Source organism: Enterovibrio gelatinilyticus (genome assembly GCF_028683095.1).
In the GTDB taxonomy this organism is placed as follows: domain Bacteria; phylum Pseudomonadota; class Gammaproteobacteria; order Enterobacterales; family Vibrionaceae; genus Enterovibrio; species Enterovibrio gelatinilyticus.
This window is the reverse complement of record NZ_JAJUBC010000012.1, coordinates 36,366-50,027: the sequence shown is the minus strand read 5'-3', so window position 1 is coordinate 50,027 and position 13,662 is coordinate 36,366. Positions and strand designations below refer to the sequence as shown.

15 protein-coding genes are annotated in these 13,662 nt (G+C 47.5%); 12 read left to right on the top strand and 3 right to left on the bottom strand.

Going from position 1 to position 13,662, the window contains the following annotated elements:
• Positions 1-25: 25 nt before the first annotated feature.
• Entirely contained in the window at positions 26-661 is a 636-nt protein-coding gene (locus LRP50_RS11940; protein ID WP_274164696.1) for a LysM-like peptidoglycan-binding domain-containing protein, read from the bottom strand.
• A gap of 337 nt (positions 662-998) precedes the next feature.
• On the opposite strand from LRP50_RS11940, the gene LRP50_RS11935 reads away from it, so the two are divergent.
• Positions 999-1,619 (top strand): BamJ family beta-barrel-assembly machinery protein, encoded by a 621-nt coding sequence (locus LRP50_RS11935; RefSeq protein WP_274164695.1) that lies wholly within the window; start codon positions 999-1,001, stop codon positions 1,617-1,619.
• A gap of 194 nt (positions 1,620-1,813) precedes the next feature.
• Here the strand turns inward: LRP50_RS11935 and LRP50_RS11930 are convergent, their stop codons facing one another.
• A complete protein-coding gene (locus LRP50_RS11930) occupies positions 1,814-2,746 on the bottom strand; it encodes a LysR family transcriptional regulator (RefSeq protein ID WP_274164694.1) in 933 nt (310 codons plus the stop codon).
• Between the two features lie 148 nt (positions 2,747-2,894).
• On the opposite strand from LRP50_RS11930, the gene LRP50_RS11925 reads away from it, so the two are divergent.
• The 8 genes from LRP50_RS11925 to LRP50_RS11890 all read left to right on the top strand — a co-directional run bounded on the left by LRP50_RS11925 (position 2,895) and on the right by LRP50_RS11890 (position 10,045).
• Entirely contained in the window at positions 2,895-3,455 is a 561-nt protein-coding gene (locus tag LRP50_RS11925; protein WP_274164693.1) for a rhodanese-like domain-containing protein, read from the top strand.
• On the top strand, positions 3,452-4,369 hold the full coding sequence (locus LRP50_RS11920) for a quinoprotein relay system zinc metallohydrolase 2 (protein WP_274164692.1): 918 nt from the start codon (positions 3,452-3,454) through the stop codon (positions 4,367-4,369). Before LRP50_RS11925 ends, LRP50_RS11920 begins: the two co-directional genes overlap by 4 nt.
• 15 nt (positions 4,370-4,384) lie before the next feature.
• Positions 4,385-5,179: a quinoprotein dehydrogenase-associated SoxYZ-like carrier gene (locus LRP50_RS11915; RefSeq protein ID WP_274164691.1), complete on the top strand. Its 795-nt coding sequence runs from the start codon at positions 4,385-4,387 to the stop codon at positions 5,177-5,179.
• A gap of 542 nt (positions 5,180-5,721) precedes the next feature.
• Positions 5,722-7,530 carry a methanol/ethanol family PQQ-dependent dehydrogenase gene (locus tag LRP50_RS11910; protein WP_274164690.1) on the top strand — a complete coding sequence of 603 codons (1,809 nt, stop codon included), beginning with the start codon at positions 5,722-5,724 and terminating at the stop codon, positions 7,528-7,530.
• 125 nt (positions 7,531-7,655) lie between these two features.
• On the top strand, positions 7,656-8,105 hold the full coding sequence (locus LRP50_RS11905) for a plastocyanin/azurin family copper-binding protein (RefSeq protein WP_274164689.1): 450 nt from the start codon (positions 7,656-7,658) through the stop codon (positions 8,103-8,105).
• A gap of 81 nt (positions 8,106-8,186) precedes the next feature.
• Positions 8,187-8,564 (top strand): hypothetical protein, encoded by a 378-nt coding sequence (locus LRP50_RS11900; protein WP_274164688.1) that lies wholly within the window; start codon positions 8,187-8,189, stop codon positions 8,562-8,564.
• 9 nt (positions 8,565-8,573) lie between these two features.
• Positions 8,574-9,455 (top strand): quinoprotein dehydrogenase-associated putative ABC transporter substrate-binding protein, encoded by an 882-nt coding sequence (locus LRP50_RS11895; protein ID WP_274164687.1) that lies wholly within the window; start codon positions 8,574-8,576, stop codon positions 9,453-9,455.
• A 5-nt stretch (positions 9,456-9,460) separates the two neighbouring features.
• Positions 9,461-10,045 (top strand): DUF2380 domain-containing protein, encoded by a 585-nt coding sequence (locus LRP50_RS11890; RefSeq protein WP_274164686.1) that lies wholly within the window; start codon positions 9,461-9,463, stop codon positions 10,043-10,045.
• A 133-nt stretch (positions 10,046-10,178) separates the two neighbouring features.
• Here LRP50_RS11890 and LRP50_RS11885 read toward each other — a convergent pair whose 3' ends face one another.
• Positions 10,179-10,952: a hypothetical protein gene (locus LRP50_RS11885; RefSeq protein WP_274164685.1), complete on the bottom strand. Its 774-nt coding sequence runs from the start codon at positions 10,950-10,952 to the stop codon at positions 10,179-10,181.
• 211 nt (positions 10,953-11,163) lie between these two features.
• Between LRP50_RS11885 and LRP50_RS11880 the strand changes: the two genes are divergently transcribed.
• From LRP50_RS11880 to LRP50_RS11870, 3 genes are all read left to right on the top strand, one after another.
• A complete protein-coding gene (locus tag LRP50_RS11880) occupies positions 11,164-12,066 on the top strand; it encodes a LysR family transcriptional regulator (RefSeq protein ID WP_274164684.1) in 903 nt (300 codons plus the stop codon).
• A 50-nt stretch (positions 12,067-12,116) separates the two neighbouring features.
• Positions 12,117-12,275, top strand: coding sequence for a hypothetical protein (locus LRP50_RS11875; protein ID WP_274164683.1), 159 nt, complete (start codon positions 12,117-12,119; stop codon positions 12,273-12,275).
• 607 nt (positions 12,276-12,882) lie between these two features.
• Positions 12,883-13,596 (top strand): hypothetical protein, encoded by a 714-nt coding sequence (locus LRP50_RS11870; protein ID WP_274164682.1) that lies wholly within the window; start codon positions 12,883-12,885, stop codon positions 13,594-13,596.
• Positions 13,597-13,662: the final 66 nt, after the last annotated feature.

The following is a 13,662-nucleotide window of genomic DNA, read 5'->3' as shown; positions in this document are numbered from 1 at the left end:
CGAGATATCGAATTAGCGTAAGCCACTATTTTCGGCGGGCAAAGCTACCGTCTGACAATCTAAAGAAGATCACTGACTGCGTGCCTGCGCTTTCAATTTGAATGATATCGAGATCGCCCTGCGTATCACGCTTAAAGCGCAATAACTGACCCGGCTGAATTTGACTGAGAGGTTTGTCGTCACCTTCAATCGCTGATATTGCGTACAAATCCTTTAACGACAAATTTTGCGCTCGGAAAATATTAGACAGCGTGTCACCACGAGCCACCTCGTAGTTAACCCAATCCGTATCAATGGTTTGTGGCGCGACGACTGGAGTCGATGTTCTCTCAAAGTCAGTATCTTCAGAAGCCGTGTTATTCGAGTTCTTGGTCGATTGAGGTTCATCCAAGTTCAAAGGGACAGCAACTCGCTGCCCATCAACGATAGCGTTAGTTTGCGATGGCTCGCTGGAAGGCCACAACAGCAGTAATACCAGTAACACGGCCAAGGCTGACACACCGATTCGATGCGGCTTTGGTAGCGCGGTCCAATACGGCTTCACTTTCTCTAACGCAGGGCGCAACGCGGCTATCACTTTATCACGCACCTGTTTTATCACCTCGCCCAGAGGCGGCGTGGTGGTTTCCTTTTGGTTTTCACGCTTTCCTTTCAAGGTCATCACCTCTCCCAATTTCCTCATCGGGTCTCGTCCAGTATGCTAAGAATGCTTGTGTGCATAGTAGACTCACAATATCAGCAAAGTGTCAGCGTCATCACATTGAATTCACGCACAATGCCGGATAATTCAAACGCTGTGAAGCGTGTATCGCGGCATGACACAGGCTAATAGTGGTACTGTCCGGCATTTTTAAACCAGATTCAAGTAACACGATTTGTCCCGAGCTACCCCCACCTGTTATCCTTTCACACTTTAAACCTAAACGCGGTGGGGATGTCACATTTCACCCGTGGTTTGGGTGTATACCCGAGTAACCTCAAAATTAAAGAGAGACGACATGTCTGAAGTAAAACTAGAGACCGTAGAACAAAAAGCAAGCTATGGCATTGGCCTACAAATGGGTCAGCAACTGGCTGGAAGCGGTCTGGAAGGACTGAACGTTGACGCTATCGCACAAGGTATCGCAACTGCACTGGCTGGCGAAATGCCTGCAATCGAAGTTGACGAGATCAACAATGCGCTGCGTGAACTGCACACTCAAGCAGAAGCCGTTCGTCAAGAAGCTGCAAAAGAAGCTGCAGCTGGCGGCGAAGCATTCCTTGCTGAAAACGCAAAGCGTGACGAAGTGACCGTGACTGATTCTGGCCTTCAGTACGAAGTACTGGTTGAAGGTACTGGCGAAATCCCAACCAGCGACAAGCAAGTACGTGTTCACTACCACGGCATGCTAACTGACGGCACTGTGTTTGACAGCTCAGTAGAGCGCGGTCAACCTGCTCAGTTCCCAGTGACTGGCGTTATCCAAGGTTGGGTAGAAGCTCTACAAATGATGCCTGTTGGCTCTAAGTGGAAACTGTCTATCCCTCAAGACCTAGCATACGGTGAACGTGGCGCTGGCGCTGCAATCCCACCATTTGCTGCATTGGTATTCGAAGTAGAACTGCTAGAAATCCTGTAATTTCACTGCATTTCTTCAAGCAAAAGCCAGCGTTCGCGCTGGCTTTTTTACCATTGGCATTCCATTGTTTTGCGGGAAGAGTACGGATATCCCGACGTTTTACCCGACCAATCAATTCAAACAACGCAGCATGCCAAACAGCGTAGCCTTTCAAGCGACGCAATGCATCAAACGACATAGCCTTTTCCACTGACCTAATTTGCCGCTTGCCGCTCATCGCCCTCGTCGTCATGCTCTTCATCGTCCCAGGGTAGATGCGTTGTAAAATGCTCTGAGAGAAAGTCCACAAACAAACGCACCTTGGCAGATAGATTTCGATTAAAAGGGTACACCGCCCATACCGCAGAATCACTGGGGCGATACTCAGACAATATTTCGACCAGCTCCCCAGATTGCAGTTTCTGCCTCACGTAATAATCAGGCAACTGCGCCAAACCTAGCCCACGTAGCGTCGCATCCAACACAGCGCTTCCACTGTTACCATGCCAACGACCCTTTGGCTTAAACTGAATCGTGGTGCCATTGTCTTGAAACGCCCAAGACTCCACCAACCCCACCAAACAATTGTGTTCATGCAACTGTTCCAGATCGCGCGGTACGCCAAACTCTTTGATATATGCAGGTGAAGCGCAGACATGCAGTTTCCGCGGCGCAAGTTTCTTGGCCATTAGCGTGCTGTCTTTGAGATCCCCCGTGCGAATCGCCAAGTCATACCCATCATGCACCATGTCTATCACATCGTTTGTGAAGTGAAATTCAACACTGAGCTTCGGGTGAACCTTGATAAAGTCGTTGGTCAATGGCGCGATATACTTTTCGCCAAACACTGACGGAGCAGTGATCTTCAACGTACCGACTGGCTCGGTTTGCATTTGAGTAACGAGCGCCTCTGCCTCACCGAATGCTTCGATAAGATTATTACAGTGCTCAAAATAGGTTTTGCCGACCTCAGTCAGCGTGATCTGTCTGGTTGTACGATAAAGTAAACGTGTACTTAACCTGCCTTCCAACGCATCAATGCGTCGGCTGACGTGGGAAGTTGAAACACCTAACTTTCGTGCGGCGGCGGTGAAACTACCACTGTTAACAACTTCAACAAATTCTTCAACACCACTCCAACGGTTCATCTTTGCTCCACTGAAAAGAAGTTTATTGATTGCTGCAACAATAAAGCCCGCCCTTTGACGGTCTGATTGTTATCCTAAGGTTAATCCAAAATGGATGGCTCTCTGCCCATCTCCTACTAAGGTAGGAGAATTATCGGAAGAAAGTAGTATGAACAGCCACGTTGAAGGAAAGAAAAAGCATCTTAAGTCTGCGATTTTGCTCTGTTTTTGCACATTTAGTGTCATGGCTAATACAGAACCGCAGTCTATGTCGGAGCCCGACAGTTACCGCATGGAGAATTTTCGTGCGCCTGTACCAAACACATTGCAGGGCGCAAACGTGATTGACTCGCCACAGGCGCTCAAACAATTTATCGCTCATCACGATCCACGCTTAATTGACGTTTATCCCGCCCCCAACAAGCCAGATAATTTACCTGACACCACACTCTGGATTGAACCAATAAGAGAAACCTTGCCCAACGCATTGTGGCTTGCCAACGTCGGACACGGCATCATGCCGGACGCTCTGATCTCGCTGTTGGCAGAAAACGTCAAACACTCCCAGCCTATTGTCGTCTTTTGCGAGCCTAATTGCTGGCACTCCTGGAACGCGGCCAAACGGGCACTTGAACTCGGCGCACAAGATGTTTACTGGTACCGGGCTGGTGTGAAGGGTTGGCGTGAGGCTGGGTTTGAGCTAGAAAAACATACACCGATCCGCCCATGAATATCATCAAAGATCTTCTTTTCACGCTGACTGTTTGGCTATTTGCATTCACAGCATCCGCCAACACCCAAGCGGTATTGCCAATGAAGGAAGTGGCACCGGGTATATACTTTCATCAAGGTAAAATTGACGACCTGTTCACCACACAGACAGATCCCGTCGCCAACATTACAGTGATCATTGGCAAAGAAGCCGTCGCCGTTGTCGATACGGGGGGAAGCCGACGAGCAGGTGAAATGCTCTATCGAGCCATTCGCCAAATCACAGCGCTACCTATTCGTTATGTTATCAATACCCATGTACATCCCGACCACAATTTTGGCAATCAGGCGTTCGTCTCCGAACAACCTCAATTCATTGCCCATACTCGCTATGCTGGCGACTTTCATGCCAAGGCCAACTATTACCAACAACGCCTAACAGCACCGTGGTTTGAAGGCACCACCCCTATTGCCGCGACGCATTTCATTGAAAAAGAAACTGAAATCGACTTAGGCCAACGCACCCTCGTGCTAATGGCTCACGAACGCGCCCACACGCGCCATGATTTAACGGTATTTGATGCCACCACAAGAACGCTGATCGCTGGTGATTTGCTGTTTGTTGACCATGTTCCATCACTAGACGGCAGCCTTACTGGTTGGCTTTCGGTTATCAACACGTTAAACGCCATGCCTTATCTACGGGTCATTCCTGGACATGGCCCTATTCAAACAGGAAAAAATGCATTTGATGCACAAACACACTACCTTCGCTCACTGGCACAAGAAGTTCGTGCCGCTATTAATCAAAACATCGATATCAACACTGCCAGCCTTACGGTACTAAGATCCCATGCCGACAACTGGAAACTGTTTGAACAGTTTCACGGACGCAACGTTATTCAGGCATACAAGGAACTGGAGTGGGAATGATAAGAGGTATTCATCATGAACAAGACCCCCGCGTTACTTGCCACACTACTTGCCGCCTTGCTGACTGTTTTTTCGCCGTCGTTGTTGGCACAAAGTCAGCAAGAAAGCGTTAACTGGCCGCTGATACGTGACAGTTTATTTCCGGGATCTCCCCAAATCTTAGAAGATGGCATCGTGGAATTGGTTTCACCCGTTCGCGCCATCGACGCCGCGCTAGTGCCGCTCGACATCAAAGTGAATGTCAGACAAAACGACCCCAATCCGATCAAGCGCATTCATCTTATTGTCGATAACAATCCCTCCCCTATTGTCGGGACCTTCGACATGAGCCCTAACAACGGCGTGGCAAACATCTCTACGCGTGTGCGCGTCAACGCCTACAGCCCTGTCCGAGTGATTGCACAAACCGCCGACGGTAAACTCCATATGACAAGCAACTATGTGAAGGCATCGGGCGGTTGCTCCGCCCCTGCCGGCGCAGATGATCTGCTTGCTCGTCAACGTATGGGAAAAATGAAACTCAAAGATTTAGGAAATACTGATACGCGCATGCTGCAACTGCTGATCAGTCACCCCAACTACAGTGGCCTGCAGATCGATCAAGTCACACGCCACTGGATCCCTTCGGATTACGTCAGCGATGTGCAGATCACCCTCAATGGCGATCCTGTGATGCAATTCAACGGTGGCATATCGATCAGCGAGAACCCGACGTTCACGTTCCATGTTGATGCAAACAAACAAGGAACACTGAAAGCCGATGTTAAAGATTCAATGGGACGAGAATTTTCCCGCGAATGGGACATTTGAATGTGATGTAATAAATCCCAACAAAAAACAAGGGTATTAAGATGTCGTATCTTACTGAAAAGACAGAGACGGCATCTGTGCCTTTGCATTGAAATCTCTCAAAGACCACGTTGACACCCGCAAATTTAATCATTATTTATCAATTATTTAATCGACAAACATCAGCTATTCGACATTGTTGCCTTGCAACAAAAGTGTTGTGCTCCTTTGCTCCTCACACAACCTCAAAAGCTGCCATAAACTCAATTCACCAACGTTTTGATGACGACACTTCATTACGAATGTGCGGCAAGCATTGTCGCTTCATCCGATGTTGGAATGAATTGGCATTCGGGGTCAATGCTGAAACGCGAGACCGCATGTTGTAGATCGCCAACAAGCCATAAACACAATCTTATGCTCCGTCATATGTTGAGTCCTGGCCCAAATAGCGTCCCTCACAACCCGCGGATTGCGCCCATCAAAAATTGAGACAACAAAGGGCTGATGTGCCTTTGAGCACCAAGCGCTCAATAGCACTCGCTGTCACGGAGGAAGTAAATATGATAGGTGTAAAAAGGTTGCGAAGCAGTTTGCTCGCAGTAGCAACTGTTTCCCTAACTCTGCTGTTTCCAGCAGCGTCTCAGGCAAACGACGAGCTATTGAAATTACAGCAAGATCCGGATCAGTGGGTGATGTGGGGCGGTAATTATTCCGGAACACGTTACAGTGAACTAGATCAGATCAATGCAAAAAACGCGAAAGATCTTCAAGTCGCATGGACGTTCTCAACGGGCGTTTTGCGCGGTCATGAAGGCGGGCCGCTTGTGTTGGGTGACACCATGTACATTCACACACCTTTCCCCAACAAAGTCTTCGCGATTGATCTAAAAACCAAAGCGCTGATTTGGGAGTACTCCCCCAAACAGGACTCATCCGTTATCGCTGTGATGTGTTGTGATACGGTCAACCGCGGTCTGGCATACTCAGACGGCAAAATCTACTTACAACAAGCCGATACCACCTTGGTCGCTCTCGATCAGAAAACCGGTGAGGTGGTTTGGAAAGTCGTTAATGGCGATCCTAAATCTGGCGGCACAAACACCAATGCACCATTGGTCGTTAAAGACAAAATCATCACAGGGATCAGTGGTGGTGAGTTTGGTGTCCGCGGTTACCTCACAGCCTATAACACCAAAGATGGCAGCGTAGCTTGGCGTGCATACAGCACAGGACCAGATGACGAAATGCTTGTTGATCCCGAAAAAACCACAGAGATGCTTAAGCCTATTGGCAAAGATTCAAGCCTTGAATCTTGGGAAGGCGACCAATGGAAAATTGGTGGCGGTACCACTTGGGGTTGGTTTACTTACGACCCTGAGCTGAACCTTGTTTACTACGGAACGGGTAACCCAAGTACGTGGAACCCTTCTCAACGCCCTGGCGACAACAAATATTCCATGACCATCATAGCGCGTGATGCTGACACGGGTATGGCCAAATGGCTCTACCAGATGACACCGCACGACGAGTGGGATTATGACGGCATCAACGAAATGATCTTGGTTGATAAAAAGTTCAACGGCAAAGATCGCAAACTACTGGTTCACTTTGACCGTAACGGTTTTGGCTACACACTCGATCGTGCCACTGGTGAGTTATTAGTTGCGGAGAAATTTGACCCTGCTGTGAACTGGGCAACCCATGTCGACATGGAAACAGGTCGTCCACAAGTCGTTGCTAAATATTCCACGGGTCAAAATGGTGAAGATGTTGATACCAAAGGCATTTGTCCAGCAGCACTGGGTTCAAAAGACCAACAACCCGCTACGTACAGTGAGCGTACGGGTTTGTTCTATGTACCAACTAACCATGTGTGCATGAACTACGAACCATTTGAAGTGGCGTACACCGCTGGCCAACCCTATGTTGGGGCGACGCTGTCCATGTTCCCAGCCCCGGATAGCCACGGTGGCCTAGGTAACTTCATTGCTTGGGATGCGGAAAAAGGTGAGATTGTTTGGTCAATCCCAGAGCCGTTCTCAGTATGGAGTGGCGCGCTAGCGACCGGTGGTGGTGTGGTGTTTTACGGCACACTTGAGGGCTACCTCAAAGCAGTGGACGAAAAAACCGGTGAAGAGCTTTATCGCTTCAAAACACCGTCCGGCATTATCGGGAACGTGAATACTTATGTTCACGACGGCAAGCAATACATCGCGGTTCTTTCCGGTGTGGGTGGCTGGGCTGGTATCGGTATGGCCGCGGGTCTCGAAGGTGATACTGACGGACTTGGCGCCGTAGGCGCATATCGTAAATTGTCAGACTACACCCAGCTTGGCGGCGTGTTGACTGTTTTTGCACTGCCTAACTAATCAATACTATAAGGGGAGTTTAACTCCCCTTTTCTCAATTTCGACGCAATGCTACTCGTTGAGTAAAGAGGTTCCCCTCTACACTCAACGTTATCGTTAAACGTTAATGCGAAAAAGGAATTTGTATGGCTAGACGTTTTTTATGGTCAATTTGCTTGTTACTTGGATTAACAAGTCAGGGATATGCAGAAGAATTTGAAATACAGGCTGTCGGCGTGAAATTCGCACCAATGGTCGTGGTGTTGCAGCCGGGTGACCGAGTTTCATGGACAAACATGCCCGCACATCTCATCGAAACCATTGATGTAATGGTGCCTGAAGGCACTGAAAAAATTAAAACCGAGATGGGTGTCGATGTGAGCTTCGTCTTCGAAAACGAAGGGGTTTACGTCTATAAATGCACACCGCACTGGGGGGCGAGAATGGGCGGTGTTTTGTTGGTGGGTAACCCAAGCGACATAGACGGCATCATTGACAGTTACATGGAAGAGATCAAAAAAGATAAGTCATTACTCCCCGCCAAAGGGCTACTGAAGAAATTCCGTAAGCAGCTTCAAGCTCAGGGATTATTGTAAGGCCAATTATTGTTACGCAATAGACGTCGTCACATAGACGTTAACACCAAGACGTCGCAAGTAGATTGCAGGAGGCAGCTTATGTTAAAAGCAGTAAAAACGGTAAGTTCGCTCATTGGTTTGGCACTACTGGCACTCTCCTCGCCGGCGAACGCCAATGACTATCCCACACTCGAAAGAGTCAAATTCGTTCAAGAATGCATGGCACTGAAGGGCGGACCCTCTTACGTCAACATGTACGGTTGTAGCTGTGTGATAGACAAAATAGCCAACCAACTCACCTTTGATGACTATATTCATGCCGATGCCTTCTTGCGCCTGCGTAACATGCGTGGCGAACGCGGTGGCTACTTCCGCTCATCCAAAGACAGCCGCACCGCAAGAGGCGAACTGCTTGCGATTCGCGATGAAGCGGATCAGCAATGCTTCGTCGCCCAACAAATCACTCAAGTCCAATAGGAGGCAAAGATGAACTCGTTTTCTAATCGCTGTATTGCCCTCTTCACTTTGTCACTGGCCTTCATACTCTCTCCGGCATTGGCAGCAGCAAACATCTCAACGCCGTCACCTCTGCCAGACAAGTTAAGAATCTGTGCGGACCCCAATAACCTCCCGTATTCAAACAAAGATCAGCAAGGGTTCGAGAACAAAATCGCTGAACAGTTGGGCGAATATTGGGGACTCGATGTGGAATACGTTTGGTTTCCTCAGCGTATGGGTTTTATCCGCAACACCTTGAAAAATTGGTCAGATGATAACGGTCGATTCGCGTGCGATCTTGTCATCGGTGTTCCCTCTCAGTTTGATATTGCGGCGACAACGAAACCCTATTACCGCTCATCCTATTCGATCATCTTCAAAAAAGATGGCCCACTAGGCTCGGCTGTCACCCAACAAGATGTCGCGACTCTCCCTGACAGCGTAAAAACATCACTGAATATCGCCGCGTTTGCTCCCTCTCCAGCGGTAACTTGGCTGAGAGATAACGGGTTTAAAAGCAACACCTCTTTTTTCCGCATCATGAATGGTGATGGGGAAGATTACCCGGGAAAAATGGTGAACCGCGTTGCTGACGGAGAGTTCGATATGCTGGTGATCTGGGGGCCAATTGCAGGCTATTTTGCCAAATCTCATCCCGATCTTGCGGTGATCTCAATGGTCTCCGAAGGCAGCAATGTATTTGATTTCCCCATGTCGATGGGCGTGAGGTATGGCGAGAGGCCATGGAAAGAAACCGTAGAAATGGCCATGGATGCTAACGCACCTCAAATCGCCATGATCTTAAATGACTACGGTGTTCCCGTTGTTGAAGCCTCATCTAAACCTTTCGGTGGCGATGATGATGACTAACTGTCATGAACAAACATAAGGACAATGCGGTGCCATTTATCGTCAAAAAAACGATAAGTGGCATCAAACCGTTCGTGATCATGTTGTTCATTGCTTTGCTATTGGCTTGGGTGCCTATTGTCTTCGCATCCATCGCGGTATTGGATTTTGAACTCAATGATCTCACCTTGCAGGAGAATCTCAGAGACTCGCAATATAGCAAAAACGCCCCTAATGCCCCAGAGTTAGCCCGCACCGCGACATTGGCGCCTTTACTCAGAAGCACACTCAGTTCACAGTATCACCTCATTGTGAAACCCGTACCTTCCTCGCTTCACGCTGAGGCAGACCAAGGTTTTGGGTATTTATTCTCTCATCCACAAGCCGCAGCCCAGCTAGGGAAAACCGTCGATGCTGAGTGGGTCGTCGTCAGTCGCCTGCATAAACCCAGCTTTCTGTTCGCATACTTAATAACCCATGTTGTACACGTACCAACGGGGAAGCAACTACCTGAAATCATCGTGGAAATAAAAGGGCAGCAACAAACGCTTAATCAACGTGGGATCAATGCATTGGCCAAGAAAATATTCAACGTGGTGCAACAGCGATAAACCTTGAAGTGGCAATAGGTAGCGTAAATAGATGGGAGATGGGAGATGGGAGATGGAAAAATATTAGTCACAGTACCTCAGTAAAGTATCAACATCCTTGTTGGTCGACGACATCCTATCTATATACAAACAATCAGAATTGGTGATTGAACTCTAAACGCCACTCCACACTGCTGCTCGTCGCTGCACTGTCTGAATAATTACCGAATAGGCGCACATTCTGACGGGGATTAAGCTGATAGCTTGCCGCCACTTCGTGATACCAACCATCCATCAAATCAGCCATGTAGTGGTTACTGTTCAACGTATTAATGTACATGGGGTTGTAGTTGAGCCAAACATCATCATTGATGCTGTATTTGGCGTATGTCCCAACCACCATGTAGGTCGAAGGAATCGCATAGCCCACACTGCCGACCGGATTATCGCTGCCACGAATTTCCGCCGTGTCAGTCACGGTTAAGCCTGCGCCCACTAGGGGGTAAAGCTGCAAGTCCCCCATTGGCGGTAGCGCCTGTATGAAGCTGTATGATGCGCTGCCAAGATCACTGGCAAAATCCCAATTCACATCAAGTTGTGAACCCCGCCCTGTCGTCGTATCCAAACTGAAATGGCGATAACGCAAGGAATCAAAGCTGTCGTTTCCATCCAAATGCAACAAATCCCCTGCAAACCCTTTTAGCTCCAAAATATTCATTGCCATGGTATCGGGGTCACCGGTGTCATACGCCATGCCGAGTTTAAAGTTCAGCCCTTGGTCTGTGATACCCATACCGCCTTGGGTATAAACTGCCAATGGATCAGACATGTCTTGCAGTACCTCTTTGTTTTCTTGTGCTAGCAAAGAAGAACTCCCCAACGACAAAGAAACCAAAGCAAAAGCGCGAGAATAAGAAGAGATTGTCATAACGTTTCCCCAGAAATAACAAAGGGGACTTCGGTACGTCCCCTTTTAATTTGCATGTGTTTACCGATACCACTCAATGTCATTGCCCCTCTTTATGTGAAATAAAGGCCGTGTATCGATGTGGAAATGTTACCGAGTTGACACATCAGCTTGAATAAAGATAACTTTATAAAAAATATAACTACTGGCTATGTATTGAGGTGTGACGTTTATGGATTCCAAGCTCGACTTGAACCTGCTTTCAGTTTTCTTAGATGTTTACAGACTGCGATCTATTACGCTTGCGGCGGATGCACTCAACATGACACAGCCAGGTGTCAGCGGGGCATTAAAGCGGTTACAACAGCAAATGGGGGTAGAATTGTTTGTGCGGGAAGGACGTGGTATCAGTCCAACATCGGCAGCGGTTCAGCTGGCTAGCGATATTTCACCGGCCTTTGAACAAATGGCGAAAGCCATGGGCAACATCAATCAGTTCACGCCTCAGCACCATCGTAAGTTCAATGTGCTGATCAATGAAGTCGTCCTCCAAATTCTCCAGCCCTTGGTAGAGCGTTCCGAACTGCTTGGAAACTGCACCATTCAGTTCAACCCAACGCCAAAAAATGAAGAAAACATGCTGGAGATGCTGAGTCTGCAAAAAGCCGATCTGGCCATTGATATCGGCAAAGTCGACGGCCAGTCATACGCCTCCGTACCGCTATTGGAAGAGTCGATGAAACTGATTTGTGCCAAAAACCATCCAAGGGTTCAGAGCACCATCAGTAAAGTGCAGTACTATCAGGAAAAACACATTACTCTGCGCGTTCGTCGATCTAATCTTTATGCAGCAGATTTTTTCACCACGGAAATATTGCAAGAGCGTAAAATCAGCGCTGAATGTGAATCCGTTTTATCCATGATGGCGTTGGTCAGCGACAGCGACTGTATTGCCATGACCAGTGAAAAACTGGCCGGTAAGTATGCCGAGAGATTTGGGTTGCAGGTGTTATCCCCCCCCTTTGAAACACAAAAAGTGGTGCATCAAATCGTCTGGCATAAACGAAATCAGCACAGTCCTGCCAATCAATGGCTGAGAAATACGCTTATGGACCTCACCACCACCACCACATAACAAGCGATACGCCACGTGTAGCGCCACGCAATAACACAGGAGAGCACACCATGAAATCGATGATATTGCTTTTAACACTTCTGCTCAGCGCATGCAGTGCAGATATAGGACGTGGAATAGCGGAAAGTGACTGTTCGAAGATCCGCAATAACGCAGACCGAGAGCAGTGCTATAAAGACGTAGAACGAACGTTTGAGCACTATCCGTAACCTACTATGCGGAATATACCTGAAGGCTTTCGCCATTCATCTCCTGATTGACTCATCAATCAGCGCTGCTGATTTTCACATCAAACCATTCTAGTCAGAAACCCCATTCGGTATAAAAAAATCTCAGCCAGATCATCGCTTAATCGCAATCTCAACAAACAGTAAACCTCACAACCCCAAAAGAAAACAAAACAGAAAACGATGAGTAAATTATTAATTAAAAAAGAAAAATATAAACATTTCATACAGTGACTTTTTATTTGCACATGCCATTAATGAGTAAGCCTGTAATTAACTCCATATCAAAAGTGTTCAAACCAAAATTTTTGCATGAAAAAAAATAATGCGAAAACCACCTAATCATTGCGTTTACACGCCAAAAATAATTCTCAAAATTAAGAAGAAAGCACCATGGAATCGCATTTTGACTGTCATTTTGAAGGTTTCCCGTAATCACCCTGATGACCCAAATTTAAATCGTCTCAAGATTTCACCAGACAGCCTTGACCACATATCCGGCACAAAAGCGCACTAATCTCAGTCGAAGCGGGAAAACAAAGTCCCTTCTTAAAAACATCGACAGCGCGTTATATGGGAGCAACAAGGTATGAAACGGTTAGTGGTAGCAGTACTCGTAGGATCAATCATTCCAATGGCAGCAATGGCGGCTAAAGGTGGCAATGGAAGCACCCCAAATGGAAAACCCTTCCAACACATTCAAGGGCAAGTCGCAGACTTACAATCCCAAATCGATAGCTTAGTGGGACGAGTCGATAGCCTTGAAGGTCATGCTGTGGCTGTTGATGATGCGATTGCAACACTCCAGCTTGAAACACAAGACCTTCAAGCTCAAATCAATAGCACCAACGGCGACGTGTCAGATCTTCAATCTGAGGTCGATCAAAACGGTATATTGATCGCGGCTTTAGAAGCGCAACAAACGCAGCTAGCACAACAACTGGACATGAAGCAAAACGTTATCGACGGATTGTGTCCCGATGGAACAGCAATTAAAGCAGTCAACGACGATGGTTCTGTTGTTTGTTCTGATGCCAGTGGCGGCTTGGATGACCTAGACAGAGTCATCGCCTATAGCTCTAACTACTACTACGCGAATGCCACATGTCCATCTGGCTTTACCTTAACGGGCGGGGGCTTTTCTATCGGGTATTATAATCAGTTGCGAAACTCCTACCCATCAGGCAACACTTGGCATGTCTACGCCAATTATAACTATTACTATTACTACTCGAATGTATATGCTTATGCCGTTTGCGTGAGAGGGACAGGAAGCACCAACTGGCAATATGTTTACAACTAATTAAGTCACGTATTTCGTCTGGATAATTTTTCATAAAAAAAGTGACGCTAGTAAGCGTCACTTTTT